Source organism: Pseudomonas sp. P129 (genome assembly GCF_020312195.1).
GTDB classification, from domain to species: domain Bacteria; phylum Pseudomonadota; class Gammaproteobacteria; order Pseudomonadales; family Pseudomonadaceae; genus Aquipseudomonas; species Aquipseudomonas fragariae.
In genome coordinates this window covers 137,744-162,028 of record NZ_JAGPYS010000007.1, presented here as the reverse complement: position 1 = coordinate 162,028, position 24,285 = coordinate 137,744, and the positions used below count along the sequence as shown (strand labels likewise).

23 protein-coding genes are annotated in these 24,285 nt (G+C 61.1%); 8 read left to right on the top strand and 15 right to left on the bottom strand.

The features are described from left to right. Positions 1 to 80: 80 nt before the first annotated feature. Positions 81 to 1,673 carry a glutamate--cysteine ligase gene (gene gshA / locus KBY02_RS17690; RefSeq protein ID WP_032655393.1) on the top strand — a complete coding sequence of 531 codons (1,593 nt, stop codon included), beginning with the start codon at positions 81 to 83 and terminating at the stop codon, positions 1,671 to 1,673. A 313-nt stretch (positions 1,674 to 1,986) separates the two neighbouring features. Here gshA and argA read toward each other — a convergent pair whose 3' ends face one another. Further along, positions 1,987 to 3,285 (bottom strand): amino-acid N-acetyltransferase, encoded by a 1,299-nt coding sequence (argA, locus tag KBY02_RS17685; protein ID WP_003403912.1) that lies wholly within the window; start codon positions 3,283 to 3,285, stop codon positions 1,987 to 1,989. Positions 3,286 to 3,429: 144 nt separating this feature from the next. Then, positions 3,430 to 4,578 carry an acetylornithine deacetylase gene (gene argE, locus KBY02_RS17680; protein WP_003403914.1) on the bottom strand — a complete coding sequence of 383 codons (1,149 nt, stop codon included), beginning with the start codon at positions 4,576 to 4,578 and terminating at the stop codon, positions 3,430 to 3,432. A gap of 163 nt (positions 4,579 to 4,741) precedes the next feature. On the opposite strand from argE, the gene KBY02_RS17675 reads away from it, so the two are divergent. Further along, positions 4,742 to 6,109, top strand: a complete 1,368-nt coding sequence (locus KBY02_RS17675; protein WP_024638973.1) for an inorganic triphosphatase — start codon at positions 4,742 to 4,744, stop codon at positions 6,107 to 6,109. A 313-nt stretch (positions 6,110 to 6,422) separates the two neighbouring features. On the opposite strand, the gene KBY02_RS17670 is transcribed toward KBY02_RS17675, so the two are convergent. Next, the gene (locus tag KBY02_RS17670; protein WP_003305413.1) at positions 6,423 to 6,893 is read right to left on the bottom strand and encodes an Lrp/AsnC family transcriptional regulator; all 471 of its coding nucleotides are present in this window, start codon (positions 6,891 to 6,893) and stop codon (positions 6,423 to 6,425) included. A gap of 125 nt (positions 6,894 to 7,018) precedes the next feature. Here KBY02_RS17670 and KBY02_RS17665 point away from each other — a divergent pair, with 125 nt between their 5' ends. The 3 genes from KBY02_RS17665 to KBY02_RS17655 all read left to right on the top strand — a co-directional run bounded on the left by KBY02_RS17665 (position 7,019) and on the right by KBY02_RS17655 (position 9,723). Further along, positions 7,019 to 7,366: a hypothetical protein gene (locus KBY02_RS17665; protein WP_003414052.1), complete on the top strand. Its 348-nt coding sequence runs from the start codon at positions 7,019 to 7,021 to the stop codon at positions 7,364 to 7,366. A 110-nt stretch (positions 7,367 to 7,476) separates the two neighbouring features. After that, positions 7,477 to 9,261, top strand: coding sequence for a GspE/PulE family protein (locus tag KBY02_RS17660; protein WP_004408973.1), 1,785 nt, complete (start codon positions 7,477 to 7,479; stop codon positions 9,259 to 9,261). 141 nt (positions 9,262 to 9,402) lie between these two features. Next, entirely contained in the window at positions 9,403 to 9,723 is a 321-nt protein-coding gene (locus KBY02_RS17655; protein ID WP_002551535.1) for a DUF2388 domain-containing protein, read from the top strand. A gap of 69 nt (positions 9,724 to 9,792) precedes the next feature. Here the strand turns inward: KBY02_RS17655 and gcvH are convergent, their stop codons facing one another. From gcvH to KBY02_RS17630, 5 genes are all read right to left on the bottom strand, one after another. After that, positions 9,793 to 10,179: a glycine cleavage system protein GcvH gene (gcvH, locus tag KBY02_RS17650; protein WP_011266273.1), complete on the bottom strand. Its 387-nt coding sequence runs from the start codon at positions 10,177 to 10,179 to the stop codon at positions 9,793 to 9,795. Positions 10,180 to 10,222: 43 nt separating this feature from the next. Beyond that, positions 10,223 to 11,305, bottom strand: coding sequence for a glycine cleavage system aminomethyltransferase GcvT (gene gcvT / locus KBY02_RS17645; protein ID WP_032657075.1), 1,083 nt, complete (start codon positions 11,303 to 11,305; stop codon positions 10,223 to 10,225). 153 nt (positions 11,306 to 11,458) lie between these two features. Next, on the bottom strand, positions 11,459 to 13,075 hold the full coding sequence (locus tag KBY02_RS17640; protein ID WP_024638969.1) for an ABC transporter permease: 1,617 nt from the start codon (positions 13,073 to 13,075) through the stop codon (positions 11,459 to 11,461). 271 nt (positions 13,076 to 13,346) lie between these two features. Further along, complete coding sequence (locus KBY02_RS17635) at positions 13,347 to 14,348, bottom strand: extracellular solute-binding protein (protein WP_003403932.1); 1,002 nt, start codon at positions 14,346 to 14,348, stop codon at positions 13,347 to 13,349. Between the two features lie 116 nt (positions 14,349 to 14,464). Continuing rightward, positions 14,465 to 15,175 carry a Crp/Fnr family transcriptional regulator gene (locus KBY02_RS17630; RefSeq protein WP_024660280.1) on the bottom strand — a complete coding sequence of 237 codons (711 nt, stop codon included), beginning with the start codon at positions 15,173 to 15,175 and terminating at the stop codon, positions 14,465 to 14,467. A gap of 81 nt (positions 15,176 to 15,256) precedes the next feature. On the opposite strand from KBY02_RS17630, the gene KBY02_RS17625 reads away from it, so the two are divergent. Next, on the top strand, positions 15,257 to 15,781 hold the full coding sequence (locus KBY02_RS17625) for a DUF962 domain-containing protein (RefSeq protein ID WP_225650661.1): 525 nt from the start codon (positions 15,257 to 15,259) through the stop codon (positions 15,779 to 15,781). Positions 15,782 to 15,828: 47 nt separating this feature from the next. On the opposite strand, the gene KBY02_RS17620 is transcribed toward KBY02_RS17625, so the two are convergent. From KBY02_RS17620 to dadA, 6 genes are all read right to left on the bottom strand, one after another. Beyond that, the gene (locus tag KBY02_RS17620; protein ID WP_003403940.1) at positions 15,829 to 17,760 is read right to left on the bottom strand and encodes an acetyl-CoA hydrolase/transferase C-terminal domain-containing protein; all 1,932 of its coding nucleotides are present in this window, start codon (positions 17,758 to 17,760) and stop codon (positions 15,829 to 15,831) included. Positions 17,761 to 18,061: 301 nt separating this feature from the next. After that, on the bottom strand, positions 18,062 to 18,385 hold the full coding sequence (locus KBY02_RS17615) for a c-type cytochrome (RefSeq protein WP_225650660.1): 324 nt from the start codon (positions 18,383 to 18,385) through the stop codon (positions 18,062 to 18,064). A 25-nt stretch (positions 18,386 to 18,410) separates the two neighbouring features. After that, positions 18,411 to 18,959 (bottom strand): cupin domain-containing protein, encoded by a 549-nt coding sequence (locus tag KBY02_RS17610; protein WP_003314015.1) that lies wholly within the window; start codon positions 18,957 to 18,959, stop codon positions 18,411 to 18,413. A 125-nt stretch (positions 18,960 to 19,084) separates the two neighbouring features. Next, the gene (alr, locus tag KBY02_RS17605; protein WP_225650659.1) at positions 19,085 to 20,158 is read right to left on the bottom strand and encodes an alanine racemase; all 1,074 of its coding nucleotides are present in this window, start codon (positions 20,156 to 20,158) and stop codon (positions 19,085 to 19,087) included. Positions 20,159 to 20,232: 74 nt separating this feature from the next. Next, positions 20,233 to 20,586 (bottom strand): RidA family protein, encoded by a 354-nt coding sequence (locus tag KBY02_RS17600; protein ID WP_003392569.1) that lies wholly within the window; start codon positions 20,584 to 20,586, stop codon positions 20,233 to 20,235. After that, entirely contained in the window at positions 20,558 to 21,859 is a 1,302-nt protein-coding gene (dadA, locus tag KBY02_RS17595; RefSeq protein WP_225650658.1) for a D-amino acid dehydrogenase, read from the bottom strand. The genes KBY02_RS17600 and dadA overlap by 29 nt, the downstream gene beginning before the upstream one ends. A gap of 157 nt (positions 21,860 to 22,016) precedes the next feature. On the opposite strand from dadA, the gene dadR reads away from it, so the two are divergent. Continuing rightward, positions 22,017 to 22,505 (top strand): transcriptional regulator DadR, encoded by a 489-nt coding sequence (gene dadR / locus KBY02_RS17590; RefSeq protein WP_003314011.1) that lies wholly within the window; start codon positions 22,017 to 22,019, stop codon positions 22,503 to 22,505. Positions 22,506 to 22,512: 7 nt separating this feature from the next. Here the strand turns inward: dadR and KBY02_RS17585 are convergent, their stop codons facing one another. After that, complete coding sequence (locus KBY02_RS17585; protein WP_104683581.1) at positions 22,513 to 22,866, bottom strand: YkgJ family cysteine cluster protein; 354 nt, start codon at positions 22,864 to 22,866, stop codon at positions 22,513 to 22,515. A gap of 105 nt (positions 22,867 to 22,971) precedes the next feature. Between KBY02_RS17585 and KBY02_RS17580 the strand changes: the two genes are divergently transcribed. Beyond that, positions 22,972 to 24,285, top strand: coding sequence for an NAD(P)/FAD-dependent oxidoreductase (locus KBY02_RS17580; RefSeq protein ID WP_011266264.1), 1,314 nt, complete (start codon positions 22,972 to 22,974; stop codon positions 24,283 to 24,285).

Here is a 24,285-nt window from a genome sequence, read left to right as displayed (position 1 = left end):
ACGCCAGTTCCTTTCTTCACCCTTGTAGACCGTCAAGTCCACCCCCATATCGGGGCGACCGATGCGTGAAGGATTACACCTTGAGCGAATTTTTGAACCGCCGTCTTGCCTTGCTCGGCGAGCGCAACAACCTCTCTTTGCTGGAGCAATGCCTGCACGGTATAGAGCGTGAGTGTCTGCGCGTTACTGCAACGGCAGAACTGGCCTGCACGCCTCATCCACAAGCTCTGGGTGCCGCACTGACCAATGGCCAGGTCACAACCGATTATTCCGAATCGCTGCTGGAGTTCATCACGCCTGCGCTGAAGAACCCGGCCGAGACCATCGACAACCTGGACCGTATCCATCGCTTCGTTTACAGCAAGCTGGGCGACGAGCTGCTGTGGAGCCCGTCGATGCCCTGCCCGTTGCCCGACGAAGAGCACATCCCGATCGCGTATTACGGCACGTCGAACATCGGCAAGCTCAAGTACGTCTATCGCAAGGGTCTGGCGCTGCGTTATGGCAAGACCATGCAGTGCATTGCCGGCATTCACTACAACTTCTCGTTGCCGGAAGACGCCTGGGCGCTGCTCAAGCAGACCGAAGACTTTGCAGGCGATGCGCGCGACTACCAGTCGCATTCCTACATCGCGCTGATTCGTAACTTCCGCCGCTACAGCTGGCTGTTAATGTACCTGTTCGGTGCTTCACCGGCACTCGACGCGGGGTTCCTGCGCGGCCGCAAGCACCAGTTGGAGCAACACTTCGACGCCGATACCCTGTATCTGCCGTACGCCACCAGTCTGCGCATGAGCGACCTGGGTTATCAGAGTGACGCCCAGGCCGACCTGACCCCATGCTACAACGATCTGGTCAGCTACACCGACAGCCTGCGCAAGGCCGTGGCCACGCCTTACAAGCCTTACGTCGAGGTCGGCACTCATGACCAGAACGGCGAGTGGGTGCAGCTCAACACCAACGTGCTGCAGATCGAGAACGAGTACTACTCCAACATTCGCCCCAAGCGTGTGACCTATAGCGGCGAACGCCCCATTCAGGCGCTGGTGGCCCGTGGTGTGCAGTACGTCGAAGTGCGCTGCCTGGACATCAACCCGTTCCTGCCGACCGGCATCAGCCTGGAGCAGTCGCGCTTCATCGATGCGTTCGTGCTGTATTGCGCCCTCGAGGAAAGCCAGCAACTGGCCCGCCACGAGTGCTCCAACGCAAGCTCGAACTTCCTGTCAGTGGTCAAGGAAGGGCGTCGCCCGGGCCTGAGCCTGATGCGTGACAACCGCCCTGTCGATCTCAAGATCTGGGCAACCGAGCTGATGGAGAAGATCACACCGATTGCCCGCTTGCTCGATCAGGCGCAGGGCACCGATGAGCACCTCAAGTCGATTGCCGTGCAACAGGCCAAGATCGACGATACCGCGCTCACACCGTCTGCTCAGGTGCTGGCCAGCATGGAAGCGCATAACGAGGGCTTTACCGCGTTCTCCCTGCGCCAGAGTCAGGTCCACGCCGAATACTTCCGCACTCACCCGCTGAGCGCTCAGGAACAGGCAGACTTCGAAGCCCAGGCCAAAACCTCGATTGAGGAACAGGCCGAGCTGGAAGCAACGGAAGAAGTGGTGGATTTCGACACGTTCGTGGGTTCGTATCAGGCGAGCATTCTGTCGATCAGTAACTGATCGTGCAATTACTGTGGGGAGATTGCTCACGAAGGTGCCGGTGCAGGCGCGACTATCGTGCGGCGCTCTGCGTCGCATGCCTTTCTGGACGCTCCGCGTCCTCTTGACGACGCAGAGCGTCGAGAACTGCATTCCCACGCTGGAGCGTGAGGAACGATCATCTCAACTATCGTGCCCAATGCTCTGCGCTTCTGCCCGAAGGGCGTGGGTGAGCTTGCTCACGAAAGGGAGGTTCAAACGCCCCTTTCTGGGGGCTTGTTCCAGCCTCTTCGTGAGCAAGCTCACTCCCACAAAATATAGTCCGCCCCCAGGCTTATATCGCCTTTTCGAAGATCTTCGAATTACGCTGGTAGTTGTACAGCGAGGCGCGAGCGCTTGGCAGGCGGTCGACGCTGCTGGGTTCGAAACCGCGTTCGCGGAACCAGTGTGCGGTGCGGGTGGTGAGGACGAACAGGGTCTTGATACCCAAAGCCCGGGCGCGGTTTTCAATACGCTCCAGCAACTCGTCGCCACGGCCACCGTGCCGGTATTCCGGATTGACGGCCAGACACGCCAGCTCGCCCGACTCCGAATCGGCAATCGGATACAGCGCAGCACAGGCGATGATCAGCCCTTCCCGCTCGACCACGCTGAACTGGGTGATCTCGCGTTCCAGCACTTCGCGGGAACGACGCACCAGAATGCCCTGCTCTTCCAGCGGCGTGATCAGGTCCATCAAACCGCCGACATCCTCGATGGCCGCTTCGCGCACCAGTTCGAACTGCTCCTGCGCGACCAGCGTGCCGCCACCGTCACGGGTAAACAGCTCGGTCAGCAGCGCGCCGTTCTCGGCATAACTGACGATATGGCTGCGCGCCACACCGCCACGGCAGGCCTCGGCCGCAGCGTCCAGCAATTCCGCCTGATAGTTGGCACCCAGACGCTGCAGGTGCGCGGGCACCTGTTGCGGACGCAGTTCGCGCACCAACCGGCCCTGCTCGTCCAGCAAGCCGGTTTCGGCGCCGAACAGCAGCAGTTTGTCAGCAGCCAGATCGATGGCCGCGCGGGTGGCGACGTCTTCACAGGCCAGGTTGAAAATCTCGCCGGTCGGCGAATAACCCAGTGGCGACAGCAGCACGATATGGCGCTCGTCCAGCAGGCGATTGATACCCTTGCGGTCGACGCGGCGCACTTCGCCGGTGTGCTGATAATCGACCCCCTCAAGCACGCCGATAGGCCGTGCGGTGACGACATTGCCGCTGGTCACTCGCAAGCGCGAGCCCTGCATGGGCGAGGCGGCCATGTCCATCGACAGACGCGCCTCGATCGAAATACGCAACTGACCCACGGCATCGATCACGCATTCCAGCGTTTCGGTATCGGTGATCCGCAGGTCGCGGTGGTAACGCGGCGTAATCCCGCGCTGGGCCAGGCGGCTCTCGATCTGCGGACGGGAACCGTGAACCAGCACCAGACGCACGCCCAGGCTGTGCAGCAGCACCAGATCGTGGACGATATTGCCGAAATTGGGGTGCGCAACGCCGTCGCCGGGCAGCATGACGACGAAGGTGCAATCGCGGTGAGCATTGATGTACGGAGACGCGTGGCGAAGCCAGTTGACGTATTCGGGCATGACAACAAGAGCCTGTAGAAAAAATGGACGAAGAAAAGAAGCACGCACAACGGTGTGGTGGTTATCGTCGGAACAGGCTTGGCAGCACGCGCAGTCTCCTTTTACTCAAGATGCTTTGATTAACAAACACGGGGTATGCCTGACTCACTGGGGCGTCAGGCAGTAATGTTCGATCAGTTGACGTAACAGACGCACTGTAGGGTCAAGACGTGACATTTCGAGGTATTCCCCCGGCTGATGCGCACAGGCGATGTCGCCCGGGCCGAGCACCAGTGTCTCGCAGCCGAGGCGCTGAAGATAAGGCGCTTCGGTGCCGAATGCTACTGCGGCAGCGGTATGACCGGTCAGACGTTCAGCGACACGCACAAGTTCAGCGTCAGCGATCTGCTCGAACGGCGCACATTCGGGGAACAGCGGTGCGTAGTCGATCTGTACCTGGTGCAGCTCGGCCAGCGGCTGCAGCTTCTGCCGAATCGCCGAGCGCAGCATCTCCGGGTCCATGCCCGGCAGCGGACGCAGGTCGAACTCCAGCGAGCACTGGCCACAAATCCGGTTCGGGTTGTCGCCGCCATGAATACAGCCCAGGTTCAGCGTCGGCTGCGGCACCGTGAATTGCGGGTTGCGGTACTTCGCCTGCCACTGCGTGCGCAGGCCCTTGAGTTCGCTGATGGCGTCGTGCATGGCTTCGAGTGCGCTGTGCCCGAGGCTCGGGTCGGAGGAATGACCGCTGCGCCCGAGAATATCGATGCGCTCCATCATCACGCCCTTATGCAGGCGGATCGGCTTGAGCCCGGTCGGCTCGCCAATCACTGCCGCACGACCCAGCGGGCGTCCGGCGTCGGCCAGCGCGCGGGCACCGGCCATCGAGCTTTCCTCGTCGCAGGTGGCGAGGATCAGCAGCGGCTGCTTGAACGGCTGGTCAAGAAGGCCACGCACCGCTTCGATGACCAGCGCAAAGAAGCCCTTCATGTCACAACTGCCCAGCCCGACCCAGCGGCCATCCACCTCGGTCAGCTTCAAGGGGTCGGTTTTCCACAGTGCCTCGTCGAACGGCACGGTATCGCTGTGCCCCGCCAGTACCAGGCCGCCCGGGCCTGTACCGTAGGTCGCCAGCAGATTGAACTTGCCGGGGGAAACTTGCTGGATGTCGCAGGCAAACCCCAGATCGCCGAGCCATCCGGCCAGCAGATCGATGACGGGGCGGTTGCTCTGGTCCAGGGAAGGCTGAGTGCAGCTCACCGAGGGTACGGCGATCAGCGCGGCGAACTGGTCTTTCATGGACGGCAACGGCATGGACGCTTCCTGTAATCGAGACGGAACACGGCCCATCATAGGGCCATAACAACCCAGGAATAAACCGTTTCGGGCCATGTCCTGTACACTGACGGCCTCGGCAGCCGTTCAATCATGGGCTGCGCTCCCGTTTATCCGTATCAGCGTTTGGATTCCCCCGGCCATGCAAAAAGAAACAGAAATCAAACTCCGCGTCAGCCGCGAGACCCTCGCTGCACTGCGTGAACACCCGTTGCTCAAGAAGCGCAACAAGAGTGGCTGGGAGCGCCTGGAACTGTCGAACCAGTATTTCGATACCCCCGAAGGTGAGCTGGCGCAGGCCAAAGTCGCCCTGCGCATCCGCCGCGACGGCGATCAGATCATCCAGACCATGAAAACTCGCGGGCAAAGCGTGGCCGGCCTGTCCGAGCGCAATGAGTACAACTGGGACCTGAGCAAGGCCAAGCTGGACCTGAAGAAGCTCGAAGGCGATTGCTGGCCTGAGCAACTGGCCGATCTGGACAAGAAAACCATCAAACCGCTGTTCACCACCGATTTCGTGCGTGAGAAAGCCGAGATTGCCTGGGGCCGTGGCAAGGCCAAAGTGGTGATCGAAGCCGCACTGGACCTGGGCCAGGTGGTTGCGGGCAAGCAGAAGGAAGAAATCTGCGAGCTGGAACTCGAGCTGCGTGAAGGCGAGCCTGCCGCGCTGCTGGAACTCGCCGCCGAGCTGGCTGCAACGCTGCCGCTGATGCCGTGCGATATCAGCAAGGCCGAGCGCGGCTACCGTCTGCTCGATGCCAGCAGCTACTCGCTGAGCCTGCACGCGCCCGCCCTGAATGCTGAAACGCCGCTGGACGACGCTTATTCCGCGCTGGCCTGGCATCTGTTGGGCAGCAGCCAGCGTCTGGCCGAGCAATACCGTTTCAACGGCCACTGGCGCCTGCTGCAGGACTGGGTCGAGATGCTCGCCGAACTGCGTGCTCTGACCAGCAGCCTCGGTCAGGCCGCGCCACGCACTTCGACCGCACAACTGCGTACTGCGCTCGACGCCTTGCTGGAAGACTGGCGACCGCTGGTTCAGGCCGGGCAGGACGATGCCGATGTACGCGGTGCCGCCCACGAGCAATTCCTCGAAGAATTGCAGGACACGCGCTGGGGCGAGTTCTCGCTGAATACCTCACGCTGGTTGCTGGCCCGCAACTGGACCACCGAACGCAACACCCGCGGCAATCGTCAGGGCGCCGCGCTGTTGAGCAGCTGGCTGCCACGCCTGCTGGGCGAAGAAGCCACGTCCCTGCAACTGAGCCGTTATCAGCAGCAGCCGGAAGACCTGGCCGAGCAACTGCCGCGCATCGAGCGCATCCAGTCCTGGCTGCACTGGGCACGCGGCGCGCTGGACCTGCCGGAGCTGGACCGTCTGTACGGCGAACTGCGCAAGCTGGAAGAACTGGCGCACCTGGACATCAGCGACGAAGTCCTCGATGCCCGCGTGCAACAGGCAATCACCGTCTTCCAGAGCCGTGCCTGGAAAACCCTGCTGCGCTTGTAAGGCTGGATCAGAAGGCCGTAGAAGCCTGAAACGTTTTAGGGCCGCTTCGCAGCCCATCGCGGACAAGTCCGCTCCTACGCCCTCCGGGCAGAAGCACTGCTGCAGGCCAGATCATTCAGCGTCATACGCAAGTCCGCTTTTGATTCTGCCCGAAGGGCGTGGGAGCAGACCGGGCGACGCTGCGCTTGTACATGATCTCCCGTTTTTTGTAGGAGCGGACTTGTCCGCGAACTGCCGGGAACCGGCAGCAAAACCAGCCACCTCGGTGCACGAGGCACAACCGAGGCGGGCGCAACTCCGGGCACCAGCCCCGTCAGCGCAACAGCGGCAGGCTGGTCGTGGATTTGATCTCGGAGAGGGCCACTGTCGAGTTCACTTCCTGAATACCGGGTACCAGCGACAGTTTTTCGAAAAAGAACCGCTCGTACGCCTCGATATCCGGGGTCACGATGCGCAGCAGAAAATCCACCGATCCCATCAGCACATAGCACTCCAGCACCTCCGGGAAGCCACGAATCGCGTCGGTGAACTCGGTGAAGTTGGAGCGCCCGTGGGCGTTGAGTTTCACCTCGGCGAATATCTGCGTGTTCAGACCGATTTTCTTGCGGTCCAGCAACGCCACCTGACGGCGAATCACCCCTTCATCCTTGAGCCGCTGTATGCGGCGCCAGCAGGGTGATTGCGACAGACCGACCTGCTCGGCAATCTGCGCACTGGAAAGCGAAGCATCTTCCTGCAGCAGCGCCAGAATCCTGCGATCGTAACTGTCCAGCTCGATTTGCATAATTAATTTTCCGAAATAGCCTGCAGCGCATTAACAAGTCTTATAAAGACTAATCCACCCAATGATGGACCAGAAATTTCTTTTCACGCATGCAAAGATTTCCAGCATCCTTGTGGAGTATCAGCATGCCCAATCTCGAAGCCGTCACCCTCCCTTCGCAGCGTCCAGATAGCTGGTCGTCCAGCAATGCGCAGTGCTGCGCACGCTACCGTGTCTGCGCCGAAGCCGAGCCTGCCTTGCTCTGTCAGGTGTTGAACCTGTTTGCCATGCAGTACCTGATTCCCGACCAATTGAGTGCTGTGCAACAAGAGAGCCTGCTGCTCATCGACCTTCAGGTTTCCAGATTGAGCTGGCATCGAGCACAGGTGATTGGCGAAAAAATGCGCAACCTGATCGACGTCTGCTCAGTGGAAGTCGAGCAGGTCGACGCCCGGAACACCGCGCAATCCCGTGTCGCCCTGGCGACGGGCTGAATCAATTCGCCTGCTCCGGCAATTCCCGGTCGCATAGAACCCATAACGCTGTCACGCTTGGCGTCTACTCTTGTTCATCGTCCAATGACGAATTGCCTCAAGGAGCGCACATGGCAGCCCTGGCCCCCTCTTCACAGGATCGCTGGCTCGATCTGAATGATGTGTTGCGTGATCTGGTTGCCGAAGGCTATCTCGGCCAGGACGACGCGGAAACGGCACTCACCCAACGTCGCAGTGCGGTGAACATTCAGCTGCACCCCCTCGAGTTTCTCGCTTCGCTGCAATTTGACGACCTCAAGCGGCCGGGCAAGAAGCTGGACGTGGAAACCCTGACCGCCTGGCTGGCCAAAGCCTGTGGCCAGCCTTACATGCGTATCGACCCGCTGAAGATCAACGTCGCGGCGGTCACGCCACTGATGTCCTACGCCTTTGCCCAGCGCCACAAGATTCTCGCCGTGGCGGTCGATCGCGAATCGGTGACCATCGCCAGCGCGCAGCCGTATGTGCGCTCATGGGAAGCCGACCTGGCGCATGTGCTCAAACTGCAGATCAAACGTGTGGTCGCCAACCCGGCAGACATCCAGCGCATGGCGATGGAGTTTTTCAGGCTGGCCAAGTCGGTCAGCGGCGCCAGCGCCTCCGAGCAAAAAATGAGCAACATGGGCAACTTCGAACAGTTGCTCAAGCTCGGTGCCAGCGATCAGGAGCCTGACGCCAACGACGCGCACATCGTCAATATCGTCGACTGGCTGTTCCAGTACGCCTTCCAGCAACGCGCCAGTGATATTCACATCGAGCCGCGCCGCGAGCAGGGCACCGTGCGCTTTCGCATCGACGGGGTGCTGCACAACGTTTACCAGTTTCCGGCGCAGGTGATCATGGCGATAGTCAGCCGCCTGAAAAGCCTGGGGCGGATGAATGTCGCCGAAAAGCGCAAACCACAGGACGGGCGGGTCAAGACCACCACGCCGGAGAATCGCGAAGTGGAGTTGCGCCTGTCGACCCTGCCGACCGCGTTCGGCGAAAAAATGGTCATGCGGATCTTCGACCCCGAGGTGTTGCTCAAGGACTTCGATCAACTGGGCTTTTCCAGTGACGACCTGCGGCGCTGGCAGGAAATGACCCGCCAGCCCAACGGCATTATTCTGGTCACCGGCCCGACCGGTTCGGGCAAAACCACCACGCTTTACACCACCCTCAAGAAGCTGGCGACCTCCGAGGTCAACCTGTGCACCATCGAAGATCCCATCGAGATGGTCGAACCGGCCTTCAACCAGATGCAGGTTCAACACAACATCGACCTGAGCTTTGCCGCCGGCGTGCGCGCGCTGATGCGCCAGGACCCGGATATCATCATGATCGGCGAGATTCGTGACCTGGAGACCGCTGAAATGGCGATTCAGGCGGCACTCACCGGCCACCTGGTGCTGTCGACGCTACACACCAACGATGCGCCCAGCGCCATCAGCCGGATGCTCGAACTGGGTGTACCGCATTACCTGCTCAAGGCGACCATCCTCGGCGTCATGGCCCAGCGTCTGGTGCGCACCCTGTGCCCACACTGCAAGGCGCCCATCAACCTCAACGAGACCGACTGGCAAACCCTGACGCGCCCCTGGCAGGCACCGGTGCCGCCTGGCGCGCATCAGGCGGTCGGCTGCGTGGAGTGTCGCGATACCGGCTATCGGGGCCGGGCAGGTGTCTACGAGATCATGGTCATGTCCGACAACATCAAGGCATTGATCTCGGCGGACCTGGACCTGACCGCCATGCGTCGTCAGGCCTTCAAGGAAGGAACGCGCAGCCTGCGTCTGTCCGGCGCGCAGAAAGTCTCGGCAGGCCTGACTACACTCGAGGAAGTGCTGCGAGTGACACCGCAGAGCGAACAACGCTGATCAGGGTTGAAAGCGTTGTTTCTGGAGGCTTGGCGGCATGCCGAGCCAGCTAAAGTGAACTATGCGGTACACCTTGATTGAACTAGTTCGTGGCTTTGGCTATCCAACCCCTCAGAACAACCACAGCTGGAGTAATTCATCATGCGTCTCAAGTTCGCTGTCGCCACCGTAGCCTTGCTTTCCATCCCAATGGGTTCAGCGATGGCTGACACCTTCTGGCGTAATGTGCTGTCTTCCGGTGCAACCACCGGCTCGACTTACCTGACCTTCAAGGATCACAAACTGATCGTCGCCGCCCAGGACGACGCAGGCAGCTTCGTCGCCAGCGACGGTGGCATCCGCGGTCCGTTCCTGGAAGCGGCCATCGAGCAGGTACGCAAAGACAATCCAGGCCTGAAAGCCACCGACATGGAACTGGCCAATGCGATCCTGGATAAGAATCTGGTCGCTGAAAACCAGTAAGTCTTGCCGGTTAGCTTCGCGCATAAAAAATGCCGCTCCATGAGCGGCATTTTTGTGAGCGGTAATCGGTTATTCGCCGATAGCGCTCTTGTACCCGGCTGCATCCAGCAGCTTGGCCAGATCACCGCTGGCGTCGCTTGGCTTGAGCTTGAAGATCCAGGCACCGTACGAATCACTGTTGAGCGACTCGGGGGCATCGCCCAACGCTGTGTTGACTTCGATCACCTCGCCCGCAACCGGCGAGTAGATATCCGAAGCGGCCTTGACCGACTCGACAACACCGGCGGTGTCACCGGCAGCGAACGCTGTGCCGATTTCCGGCAGTTCGACGAAGACCACATCGCCCAGTGCTTCCTGTGCATGGTCCGAGATGCCGACGGTCACGGTACCGTCTGACTCCAGACGTGCCCATTCATGACTTTCGGCGAAACGCAGCTCGGCGGGAATATTGCTCATTTAGTCATCCTCAACATCGGGTCAGCGGAAAACCCGCCATAGGTTAGATCAAGGTTTTGCCATGGCGCACGAACGCAGGCTGCACCACCCGCACCGGGTACCATTTGCCGCGGATTTCTACCTCGGCCCGGTCAGCGGTCGCCATCGGAACGCGAGCCAGTGCAATGGATTTGCTCAACGTAGGAGAGAAACTACCACTGGTGATCTCTCCTTCGCCAATTTCTGCGACACGTACCACCTGATGCGCCCGTAAAACGCCGCGCTCTTCGAGCACCAATCCGACGAGCTTGAAGGCAGTTCCTTCAGCCCGTTCGCTCTCCAGCGCCTTGCGACCGATAAAATCACGGTCGGCAGGCTCCCAGGCGATGCTCCAGGCCATATTCGAGGCCAAGGGCGAGACATGCTCGCCGATGTCCTGGCCATACAGGTTCATACCGGCCTCAAGGCGCAGCGTGTCGCGAGCGCCCAGGCCGATCGGGGAAATACCCGCGCCAACCAATTCATTGAAAAAGCTTTGGGCCTCTTCGGCAGGCAGCATGATCTCCAGGCCGTCCTCACCGGTGTAGCCGGTACGCGCGATAAACCAGTCGCCATCATCGAGCCCTTCGAACGGCTTGAGCTGGTGAATCAGTTCGGCGCGGGTGCTGGAAACCAGCTCGGCAATACGGGCTCTGGCCTTGGGGCCTTGAATGGCGAGCATGGCCATTTCACTGCGCTCGACCAGTTGCACGTCGAAGTCACCCAGTTGCGCCTGCATCCAGGCAAGATCCTTGACGCCGGTCGCCGCGTTGACGACCAGCCGATAACCTTCAGGCGTGAGGTAGACGATCATGTCATCGATCACCCCGCCGCTCTCGTCCAGCATGGCGCTGTACAAGGCACGACCGGGGGTTTTGAGCTTGTCTACATCATTGGCCAGCAGACGACGCAGCCAGACTCGGGCCTGAGGGCCGAGCACATCGATCACGTTCATGTGAGAGACATCGAAGACCCCACAGTCGCGACGCACCTGATGGTGTTCCTCGACCTGCGATCCGTAATGCAACGGCATGTCCCAGCCACCAAAATCGACCATTTTCGCGCCAAGGGCGAGGTGCAGGTCGAACAGGGGGGTACGCTGTCCCATGGGTTTCTCCTTCCGGGCGTGGCGAAGGTGCGGGCAGACGAGATCGGCAAGCCCCCCATGAACCGGAGTTTGCAGCACGTAACAGCTGACCGAATTATCTGACAGACCGCACCAATTGCGGCGCATTGTAGCCGCAAGGTGAGGCCCCCGCACCTAGCCAATCTGACGGGCAGAGCGACGAATCAGCCCAACGACGGGTAATAATCCTACAAGCACCAGCGACAAAGCTGGCAACGCAGCCCGCGCCCACTCGCCCTCGCTGGTCATTTCGAAGATGCGAACCGCCAGCGTATCCCAGCCAAACGGGCGCATAAGCAGGGTTGCCGGCATTTCCTTGAGCACATCGACAAACACCAGCAGCGCCGCGCTCAGCGCCCCTGGCACCAGCAACGGCAGATACACGTTGAGAAACAACTTTGGCCCGCTGACCCCCAGACTGCGCGCCGCTTCAGGCAATGACGGGCGGATGCGCGACAGGCTGTGCTCCAGCGGACCGAAGGCGACGGCGATGAAACGCACCAGATACGCCAGCAGCAAGGCCGAGAGGCTGCCCAGCAGCAAAGGCTTGCCTGCGCCGCCCAGCCAGCCGGACAGCGGAATGACCAGTTCGCGGTCCAGGTAACTGAACGCCAGCATGATTGAAACGGCCAGTACCGAGCCTGGCAATGCGTAGCCCAGGTTGGCGAGGCTGACGCCGGAGCGGATCGCAGGCGTGGGCGCCATACGTCGGGCAAACGCCAGAATCAGCGCCACGCTGACAGTGATCAACGCCGCCATGCCACCCAGATAGAGCGTGTGCAGAATCAGACCGGTGTAGCGCTCATCCAGATCGAAGCGACCACGCTGCCAGACCCAGACGATCAATTGCAGCATCGGCACCACGAAGGCACAGAGAAACACCAGCCCACACCAGAAGCTCGCGGCCCATGCCTTGATGCCGCGTAACCGGTAAAGCGCAGCGCCACGCGGACGCTCGTTGGCCGGTCGACTTGCCCCCCGGGCGCGGCGTTCACCGTACAGCAGCACCAACACGGCCAACAGCAACAGGCTGGCCAGTTGCGCGGCGCTGGACAGGCTGAAGAAGCCGTACCAGGTCTTGTAGATGGCAGTGGTGAACGTGTCAAAGTTGAACACCGACACCGCACCAAAATCGGCCAGGGTCTCCATCAGCGCCAGCGCCACCCCCGCGCCGATGGCCGGACGCGCCATTGGCAGCGCCACTCGCCAGAACGCCTGCAGGGGCGTGTTGCCCAGCACTCGCGCAGCTTCCATCAGGCCCTTGCCCTGCGCCAGAAACGCCGTGCGCGCCAACAGGTAGACGTAGGGGTAGAAAACCAGCACCAGGACGATGATCACCCCACCGGTGGAACGCACCCGGGGCAGGCGCAGACCGGAGCCGAACCATTCGCGCATCAGGGTCTGCACCGGGCCGGAAAAATCCAGCAGCCCGACGAACACGAACGCCAGCACGTAGGCGGGAATCGCGAACGGTAGCATCAGCGCCCAGTCCAGCCAGCGGCGGCCAGGGAATTCACACAGGCTGGTCAGCCACGCCAGGCTCACCCCCAGCAGGGTCACGCCCACGCCGACACCCAGCACCAGGATCAGCGTATTGCTCAGCAGACGCGCCATCTGGGTTTCGAGCAGGTGCGACCATATCTGCTGGTCGACCGTCTCCCACGACAGCAGCAGAACGCTCAGCGGCAGCACGACCAGTGCAGCGATGGCGAAAACCAGGGGGTACCAGCGGCGTTGCACAGGATGGGCCACGGAGGTTCTCGACATGAGGGGGTTCAAGAGGGTAAGCAGAGCGTGCGCACAGGTCTGCTTCTGATTCTGGCTGAAAGCCGTAGGAGCGGACTTGTCCGCGAAAAGGCCGGTACATTCTCAGAAAATGCACTATCTGAACTGACGGCTTCGCGGACAAGTCCGCTCCTACGCCCTGCGGGCAGAAGCCTGAAAACCACGCTTTTCGGGCTATTTCAAGATTTGTGTAATGAGCGCGAAGCGTATCAACGAGAGTCAGGCACTGGGTATTAAATCAATTCCAGCCCGCGCGATCCATCATGCGTATCGCTTCTGCCTGACGCTTGCCTGCCACTTCGACCGGGAGGGTGTCGGCCTTGAACGGCCCCCAGCTGGCCACTTCTTCTGAAGGCGCCACGTTCGGGTTGGCCGGGAACTCCTGATTGACGCTGGAGAAAATCTTCTGCGCCTCGGGGCCGGTCATCCACTCGACCAGCGCCTTGGCGGCTTCAGGATGCGGGGCGTACTTGGTCAGACCGATACCCGACAGGTTGACGTGCACACCGCGATCAGCCTGGTTCGGCCAGAACAGCTTCACCGCCAGGTCCGGTTTTTCCTTGTGCAGGCGACCGTAGTAATAGGAATTGACGATACCCACGTCGCACTGCCCGGCATTGATCGCCTCAAGCACCGCGATGTCATCGGAGAACACGTCGGTGGACAGGTTGTTGACCCAGCCCTTGAGGATTTTCTCCGACGCTTCGGCGCCGTGGGTTTCGATCAGCGTAGCGGTCAGCGACTGGTTGTAGACCTTCTTCGCGGTACGCAGGCACAGACGGCCTTCCCAGTTCTTGTCGGCCAGCGCCTCGTAGGTGCTCAGCTCGGCAGGCTTCACCCGGTCGGTGGAGTAGGCGATGGTCCGCGCGCGAAGGCTCAGACCGGTCCAGCCGTGGCTCGACGAGCGATACTGCGGTGGAATGTTGGCTTCGATCACCGGGGAGGTAAACGGCTGCAGGATACCCATCTGCTCGGCCTGCCAGAGGTTGCCCGCGTCGACCGTCAGCAACAGGTCGGCGGTGGCATTCTCGCCCTCGGCCTTGATGCGCTGCATCAGCGGCGCTTCCTTGTCGGTGATGAATTTGATCTTCACCCCGGTACTGGCCGTGTACGCATCGAATACCGGCTTGATCAGTTCGTCGATCCGGGACGAATACACCACCACTTCATCGGCAGCCTGAGCGGTGCTGCCCAGTAAAGTCAGTGTCAGAGCAGCCAGAAGACGCTTGCTTGCCTGCATCGGGGTATCTCGCGTTCGCAAAGGAGGCGAAATGGTAGTGAATCCCATTTGCTATCTCAATCGAAGCGACAGCGGAGCCGTTACCGGATGTGTCCAGGCCCGATCATGACCGGTGATCAGCACACAGCCCTGGCTCTGGAAAAGTTCGCCACCCTGCGCAGCCTGTCCACATCGAACACCTCCAGGTGCCCCTCTCCCAGGCGCACGATCCTGCGCTCATGCAGGTCCTGGAGTACTTCCAGCAAGGCCGGCGAGGCAAGCGCAAGACGCTCCGCCGCCTGAATGTCATCCAGCGCAATCAGGCGGCGTGCGTGGCTCAACGGGCCATACCCCTCGCTGAGCATCAACAGCCGCCAGGCGACCCGCGCCCGCGGCGGCAGCTGACGCATTTTCTCGGGGCTCTGCAGTGGCAAGCCGACCTTCTGACTGAGCAGTGCGGCAAACCAGCGCCAGTACTCGGGGTGCCTGTCGAGCAGCCGGGCCAGGAATGGCTGGGGGATGTGCAGGAAGATGCTCTGCTCAAGCGAGCAGACTTCGAAACGGCGCGGCAGCCCGTCAAACAGCGAGACTTCGCCAAACCAGCACGGCGCGCTTGCAGGTTCCACGTTCGTCAGCAGCCGCTGCTCGTGGGCGGCGCCGATCCGCACGCTGCCCTCCAGCAGCACATAAACACCGCACGGCAGATCGCCCTTCTCGAACAGCCGCCTGCCGGGCGTCTTGCGGCGCTGGTGGGAAGCGTCCAGCAGGCTATCCTGCAGATCGGCAGGCAGATGGGAAAACCAGTAATCGGATAGCAATCGTGACCGCCACGACACTCCATTTGTCATTTTTGCTCCCTTCTCTTTCAGCCATGCATGTTGTACAAGAAATCAGGCTCACGCCGGCCATCGTCTCAGGCAGGAATAATAATGAAAACCCTTGTCGATCATCTCAGCCAATACGCGGCTTATCACCGTGATTCACGCAATATCGTGACGCACTTCGTGGGTATTCCACTGATCGTGCTGGCCGTGGCGGTGCTTCTCTCGCGACCGGGCTGGGCGATCAGCGGGCTGTGGCTTTCACCGGCGGCGCTGCTGGCGCTGGGCTCGACGGTGTTTTACCTGCGACTCGATCGCGCCCTCGGCATGGTCATGGCGGTGTTATTGGCGCTGTGTATCTGGGCCGGGGCCAACCTTGCGCAGCAGGCAACCATGGTCTGGCTGAGTGTGGGCGTCGGGCTGTTTGTGATTGGCTGGATCATCCAGTTCGTCGGCCATTACTACGAGGGGCGCAAACCGGCCTTCATCGATGACCTGACCGGGCTGATCATCGGCCCGCTGTTTGTGGTCGCGGAGCTGGCGTTCCTGATGGGCCAGCGCAAAGCTCTGCAGCACGCCATCGAAGAGCGCGCGGGCCCGGTGGGGCGTGCGACCCGCAAGGCAACGACCTAGACGCCGGAAACCGATCCTCGCCAACGGCAACGATCAGTGCCCGCGTCTTAACCGGCAAGCCCGGTGCTGTTCTGCAACCCGGCCAGCAACAGCCGCTGATACAACTCTTCGCGCAAGCCCTGCGGCGCGTCGAGCTGCATGCGCTGCAAGTGCGCGAGGAAGGCTTCGGGGTCGGGAGCGTCGAGGGTCGCCTTGCCCAGCTCGAGGATTTCAGTGAGCTTGAGCTTGCTCTTCAGCCAGTTCAAGGCTCTCAGCAGGTCGCGCTCCTCGGCGGTAAAGTCGCAACCCAGCGGGTATTCGGTAAACAGTGACGGGTAGCGTGATGCGGTGTCCTTGAGGCGCTCGGGTGTGTTGTCAGTGAAGCGCGGATCGAGACGGAAGTCCTTGGGTAGCTTGCCAGCCTTTTGCGCCTGCTCGATCAGGCCCGATTGAAACCGCGAGTCGGTGATGTTCAGAATCCGCTCGATCACCGTCGCATCGGTCTGCCCACGCAGATCGGCGATGCCGTATTCGGTCACGACAATGTCGCGCAAGTGTCGGGGAATGGTGGTGTGGCCGTACTGCCAGACGATGTTGGAGCTGACCTCGCCGCCCGACTCGCGCCAGCTGCGCAGCATCAGAATCGAGCGGGCGCCTTCCAGTGCATGGGCCTGCGCCACGAAGTTGTACTGACCGCCCACGCCACTGAGCACCCGGCCGTCTTCCAGCTGATCAGCCACTGCCGCGCCCATCAGGGTGACGGTAAACGCGCTGTTGATGAAGCGCGCATCGCGGCGTTGCAGGCGCTTGAGTTCTTCCTGGCCGTAAAGCTCGTTGATGTAGCTGATGGCGGTCATGTTGAACTGTGCCAGCCGCTCGGCGGGCAGCTCGCGCAGCCGCGCGTAAAAACTGCGCGGGCCGAGGAAAAAGCCGCCATGCACGACAACGCCACCGGGATGGGCATCCTCATCCAGCGTGCCCATGTTGGCCAGCCGTTGCAGTTCTGCATCGGCATACACCTTGCGCCGCACGACGCCCGCGTCGGCGAGTACCAGCAGGCCGTTGACGAACATTTCGCTGCAACCGTAAAGGCCGCTGGCGAACGGCTGAACGCCACCTTCCCGATCTATCAGGGTCTGCCAGTTACTCATGTTCAACTCGGCCAGCAGGCCGCGCCAGGTTTCGTTATCGGCCTGGCGAGCCAGCAGCGCGCCAGTCAGTGCATCGCCCATCGAGCCGATGCCGATCTGTAACGTGCCGCCGTCACGCACCAGCGTGCTGGCGTGCAGGCCGATCAGGTGGTCCTGATAGCCCACCGGCATATTGGGAGTGGAAAACAGCGTACTGCGCTCGTCTTCGTCAATCAGCACATCGAAGGCGTCGACATCCAGTTCCGAATCGCCCGGCATGTAAGGCAGGTCGGCGTGCACCTGGCCGAGCATCAGAATGGTCTCCCCGGCGGCCCGGCGCTTGGCGATCATGGGCAACAGGTCGAGGGTCACGTCCGGGTTACAGCTCAGGCTCAACGTGCCTGGGCGCTGTTCGTCACGGGCCACCAGTTGCGCGACCAGATTCAGGCCATTGGCATTGATGTCGCGGGCGGCATGGCTGTAATTGCTGCTGACGTAGTCTTGCTGGGCTGAATGGCTGTTGAGCAGACTGCCCGGCTGCATGAAGAATTGCTGCACACGGATATTGGCAGGGAGTTTGTCGCGGCGCAGTGCAGCGAGGAAATCGAGCTCCGGATAGTCAGCGAAGACGCGCTCCAGAAACGGTTCGAGAAACCGCGCCTGCAAACCCTCCCCCGGCGTCGGCCGCCCGAGTGTCAGCGCGGTGTAGATCGTCAGCCGTCGTTCGGGCAACTCGCTGATGCGCTGGTACAACGCGTTGACGAACCGGTTGGGCTTGCCCAGACCCAGCGGCATCCCCAGGTGGATATGCTCGGGTAGCTGCGCCAGAACGTGATCGACGGCATGCTCGATGGAACAGGAATACGGCATCCCAGCTCTCCTGAATTGTTATTGGGTGCAGGTTGGACAGGCGACAACGTCAAAGTGCTGCATGCTCGCCACGCAGAGCATCATCGTTATACACAATCCCTGGAACGCCCGGAACAAAAGGCTTCCAGGCTTCTGCCCAAAGGGCGTAGGAGCGAACTTGTTCGCGAAAAGGGCGTGTAATATCGCCAAAAATGCATCGATCTAAACATCATCTTCGCGAGCAAGCGAAGCGTCGCCCGGCTCGCTCCCACAAAACGTATGCACAGCGCCGGGCGCTCAGGCACGGGAACGAGGGTGCACCTCACTTCAGCCCGGACATGCTCTGGATGGCGCTCTTCAGTTCATCGTTTGTGCAATCGCCGCAGTTGCCTTTCGGGGGCATGATGCCGAGGCCTTTGATGGTGCTGGCCAGCAGTCCATCGAGGCCGCCTTTTTGCTGGGCGCGCTGTTCCCAGGCCGCCGTGTCACCGATCTTCGGCGCGTTGAGCAGACCGACGCTGTGACAGGCAACACAATGCGCCGCGATGATGTCGTCAGGCGCTCGGGCGCTATCGGCGGCTTGCGCATTGAGCGCCCACAACGTCAGAACGCCTGCGCTGCTCAGAATCTTCCAGGTCAGTTTCACGCGTCACTCATCGCAAGGGGGCGGGTCAGAAATTGGCCGGGGTGGCCGCACTGATCAATCGTGCCGGGACGTCGAACGGGTTACGAAAGCGATGCGGCCGGGTGCTTTCGAAATAATAGCTGTCACCCGCTTCGAGCACGTAGGTATCCAGCCCGACCACCAGTTCCAGCCGCCCCTCGACGAGGATGCCGGTCTCTTCGCCTTCGTGGACGAGCATCTCTTCGCCGGTATCGGCACCCGGTGGATAGGTTTCGGTGAGAAAGGCGATGGCACGGCCCTGATGCGATTTGCCGACCAGCTTCATGGTCACGGCACCGTCCGATATATCAATCAGCTCGCTGGCCTTGTAGACCACTTGAGCCGCGTTTTCGGGCACGGACTCTTCCGAGAAAAATTCGACCATGGACATGGGGATGCCGCCGAGCACCTTGCGCAGCGAACTGATCGAAGGGCTGACGCTGTTTTTTTCGATCATGGAGATGGTGCTGTTGGTCACACCTGCGCGCTTGGCGAGTTCACGCTGGGACAAGCCTTTGAGCTTGCGAATCGATTGCAGTCGTTCACCCACGTCCAATGCGATATTCCCCCAGGTTTTGTCAGGTCTAGTCGATGTGAACGCCATCATGGCAACAGCGTTCGATATTTACAACACTTCGACAGACACCTGACCCACCGCGGCCTGGAGCACAGAGGGCTGAATCAGTCCTCGGAATAGATGCGCGGAACGCGACGCAGATTGCAGAAGATTTCGTAGGGAATGGTTTCTGCGCGCTGGGCCACTTCACTGGCGAGCACCTGCTTGCCCCACAGCTCGACGCGGCTGCCGAGCCCGGCCTGCGGCACCTCGGTGAGGTCCACGCAGAGCATGTCCATGGACACGCGTCCGAGCAGCCTGGATGGCTGGCCATCGATCTGCACGGGCGTGCCGGTCGGCGCGTGACGCGGATAGCCGTCGGCGTACCCCATCGCCACTACACCGATACGCAACGGCCGGTCACAGACAAATGTCGCGCCATAGCCCACGGGCTCACCAACGGGCAGTTCACGCACGCTGATGATCTTCGATTCCAGGGTCATCACCGGTTGCAGGCGATCCGCCAGCGGGTGCACCTGATCAAACGGCGTAGTACCGTAGAGCATGATGCCCGGGCGCGACCAGTCACTCGGAATCTGTGGCCAGCCCAGCACCGCCGGGGAGTTTTTCAGACTGGTTTCTGCTGCCAGCCCCTTGCGAAAGGTCTCGAATACGGCGAGCTGCTCATCACTGCAGCCGCTGTTCAGCTCATCGGCGCGGGAGAAGTGGCTCATCAGCACGATTCTGGCCACTTTGCCGGTTGCCAGCAGACGCTGATAACCCGCCTGGTACTCGTGAGGATGCAGGCCGACCCGGTGCATGCCGGTGTCGAGCTTGAGCCAGACGGTTATCGGCTTGCCCAGGCGCGCCTGCTCGATAGCTTCCAGTTGCCAGGTCGCGTGTACAACGGTCCACAGGTCATGCTCGACAATCAGCGCCAGCTCGTCGGCCTCGAAAAAACCTTCGAGCAGCAGGACCGGCGCACGGATACCTGCCGCACGCAGCTCTAGCGCCTCTTCGATGCAAGCCACTGCAAAACCGTCGGCCTGCGCTTCCAGTGCCTGCGCGACGCGCACCGCGCCGTGACCGTAGGCATCGGCCTTGACGACGGCGAGCGCTTTGCCGCCGCTGCTTTCACGGGCCAATTGGTAGTTGTGACGCAGTGCCTGAAGATCGATAAAGGCGCGGGCTGGACGCATGATGACGTTTACTTGCCTGAAAGGATGGAAGGGGAAGATCAACCCGACGCAGGGACGCGCCGGGCAAAAGGGAGTCAGGGCAGCGCGGCAACCACCGACAGTTCAACGAGGATTTCCGGCTCGCACAGCTTGGCCTCGACCGTTGCGCGTGCAGGCGCGAAACCCTTGGGCAGCCATTTGTCCCAGACGCTGTTCATGCCGGCGAAGTCGGCGTCGATGTCTTTCAGGTAAATGGTGACCGACAGGATACGCGTCTTGTCGGTGCCGGCCAGGTCGAGCAGGCGCTCGATGCTGTTCAGAACCTCTCGGGTCTGCTGCTCGACACCGGCGGTCATGTCATTGCCGACCTGGCCCGACAGATAGACGGTGCCATTGTGGACAACGACCTGACTCATGCGCTCATTGGTGAGCTGGCGCTGGATGGACATGCTGTGCATTCTCCTGGGTATTGCCGTAACGAGAGATATCAAGGCCTTCAGCACTGATACGAGGTGTCTTGCGGGCAATGAGGTCTGCCAGCAAACGACCGGAACCACACGCCATCGTCCAGCCCAGGGTGCCATGGCCGGTATTGAGGAACAGGTTACGGAACGGTGTCGCACCCACAATCGGTGTACCGTCGGGCGTGGTCGGACGCAACCCGGTCCAGAAATCGGCCTGGGTCAGGTCGCCGCCCTGAGGATAGAGGTCACCGACGATCATCTCCAGTGTTTCGCGTCGACGCGGATTGAGCGACAGGTCAAAACCGGCGATTTCCGCCATGCCGCCGACGCGGATCCGATTGTCGAAACGGGTGATCGCGACTTTATAGGTTTCATCGAGAATGGTCGAAGTCGGTGCCATGTCCGGGTTGGTGATCGGCACGGTCAGCGAATAGCCCTTCAGCGGATAGACCGGTGCCTTGATGCCCAGCGGCTTGAGCAACTGCGGCGAGTAACTGCCCAGCGCCAGCACGTAACGATCGGCGGTCTCCAGCTTGCCGTCGATCCACACGCCATTGATGCGGTCGCCAGCGTGATCGAGGCGTTCGATGTTCTGCCCGTAGCGGAACTCGACACCCAGCGCGACGGCCATTTCCGCCAGGCGCGTGGTGAACAGCTGACAGTCACCGGTCTGGTCGTTGGGCAGGCGCAAGGCGCCGCTGAGGATGCCGGTCACGCCTGCCAGCGCGGGCTCGACACGGGCAATGCCGTCGCGATCGAGCAGTTCATAGGGCACACCGGACTGCTCGAGCACAGCGATGTCCTTGGCAGCGTTATCCAGCTGGGCCTGGGTACGGAACAACTGTGTGGTGCCCAGGCTGCGTCCTTCGTAGGCAATGCCGGTCTCGAGGCGCAGTTCATCCAGGCAATCGCGGCTGTATTCGGACAGGCGTACCATGCGTTCTTTATTGACGGCATAGCGGCTGGCCGTGCAGTTGCGCAGCATTTGCGCCATCCACAGGTACTGATCGATATCTGCCGTTGCCTTGATCGCCAATGGCGCATCACGCTGCAGCAGCCATTTGAGCGCTTTGAGCGGAACACCCGGCGCAGCCCATGGCGACGCATAGCCCGGAGAAACCTGGCCGGCATTGGCAAAACTGGTTTCCATGGCAGCAGCAGGCTGACGGTCAACGACGGTCACCTGGAAACCGGCACGCGCCAGATAATAAGCACTGGTTGTACCGATGACGCCACTACCCAGGACCAGAACGCGCATGTCGATGACCTCATCGCGGATATCCGCTGACAATTCGAAGTTTTAAGCAAGAATGTGCGCAGTATATTGAGCAATGAGCAGTGCTTCTCACTGTATAAAGATTTATATTCAGTGTTTATTCGCGGCGATAAACGCTTTGCTAGAGGGGAAATGACCCGTGCGCACTCAACACCAGTCAAATCGTGAACTGGACAAGATAGATCGCAACATTCTGCGCATCCTGCAGGCCGACGGGCGCATCTCGTTCACCGAGCTTGGCGAGCGGGTCGGCCTGTCTACCACGCCCTGTACCGAACGGGTGCGCAGGCTGGAACGCGAAGGGATCATCATGGGCTACACCGCCCGACTGAACCCGCAAAGCCTCAAGGCCAGCCTGCTGGTATTCGTCGAGATCAGCCTGGACTACAAGTCTGGCGACACCTTCGAAGAATTCCGCCGTGCCGTGCTGAAGCTGCCCCATGTGCTGGAGTGCCATCTGGTGTCCGGCGACTTCGACTACCTGGTCAAGGCGCGGATTTCCGAAATGGCCTCCTACCGCAAACTGCTGGGCGATATCCTGCTCAAACTGCCGCATGTGCGTGAGTCCAAGAGCTACATCGTCATGGAGGAAGTCAAAGAGAGCCTGAATCTGCCGATTCCCGACTGATTGCCTGCTATACGAGTACCTGGCGGGTCGAGGCCATATATTCGTGTATCTGCTTTTCGACCCGTGGATGAATCAGTTCGACCGGGCGACGGCCATTCGGGCAGGGCAGGATTGCGGTGGTGCCGAACAGGCGGCAGATCAGCGGGCGCTCGTCATACACGGTGCAGCCTTGCGGCCCAAGGTGAACGCAATTGAGTTCATCCAGCGCAGCTTCCTGCTCGGCAGCCGTCTTGCGCGGCAGACGCGACATTTCTTCGGGCGAGGTGGTCACCGGCCCGCAGCAGTCGTGGCAGCCGGGCACACATTCGAACGAAGGAATCTGGCGACGCAGATCCGCTATTTTCTGACGGTTGCAGCTCATTGACTCGACCACTCATGCACAAGGCCGAGAGTTTGCCTCAGTTGGCAGGCTCATGACAGCGGCTTATCCTCCCGACACGCCATCCGCCACCAACAGGACACGCTCATGAACGCCCGCGTTCAGAACACGCCCCGTCAAGATCAGCACGTTGCCTCCTATTACGCCGCCAGCAGTCATGCACAAGCGGATCATCCTGCGCTGCAAGGTGAGGTGAAGGTCGATGTGTGCGTGGTCGGCGGTGGATTCTCCGGCCTCAATACCGCCATCGAACTGGCCGAGCGCGGGTTCAGCGTTGCGTTGCTCGAAGCGCGCAAGATCGGTTGGGGGGCCAGCGGGCGCAATGGCGGCCAGTTGATTCGCGGGGTCGGTCATGGTGTCGAACAGTTCGCCAATGTCATCGGCAGCGAAGGCGTGCGGCAGCTCAAACTGCTGGGCATCGAGGCCGTCGAGATCGTGCGTCAGCGCATCGAGCGGTACGCTATCGATTGCGACCTGAAGTGGGGTTATTGCGATCTGGCCAACAAGCCCCGCGACCTGCACAGCCTTGCTGAAGATGCAGAAGAGTTGCGCAGCCTGGGTTATCGCCATGCACTGCAGTTGCTGCAACCGGAAGAGATGCACAGCGTGGTGGGCTCCTCGCGCTATGTCGGCGGCCTGATCGACATGGGCTCGGGGCATTTGCATCCGTTGAACCTTGCCTTGGGCGAAGCGGCGGTAGCGCAGTCGCTCGGCGTACGGCTGTTCGAACATTCAGCGGTGACGAGCATCGACTACGGCCCGCAGGTCAGGGTGCATACGGCTGCCGGTTCGGTGCAGGCGCAGACCCTGGTGCTGGGTTGCAACGCCTACCTCAATGACTTGAATCCGGAAATCAGCGGCAAGGTGTTGCCTGCCGGCAGCTACATCATCGCCACCGAGCCGTTGAGCGAAGCGCAGGCCCGTGAAGTGTTGCCGCAGGACATGGCGGTATGTGATCAGCGGGTGACGGTGGATTACTACAGGCTGTCTGCCGACCGCCGCTTGCTGTTCGGCGGTGCCTGCCATTACTCGGGGCGTGACCCTCAGGACATCGCCGCGTACATGCGGCCGAAGATGCTCGATGTGTTCCCGCAACTGGCCGCCGTGAAGATCGATTACCAGTGGGGCGGGATGATCGGCATCGGCGCCAATCGCCTGCCGCAGATAGGCAGGCTCAAGCAGCACCCCAACGTATTTTATGCGCAGGCCTACTCGGGCCACGGTCTGAATGCCACGCATCTCGCGGGCCGGCTGCTGGCCGAAGCCATCGCCGGGCAACACAGCGATGGTTTCGAGTTGTTCGCCAAAGTGCCGCACATGACCTTTCCCGGCGGCAAGCACTTGCGCTCGCCTCTGCTGGCATTGGGCATGCTCTGGCACCGTCTCAAAGAGCTGCGCTAG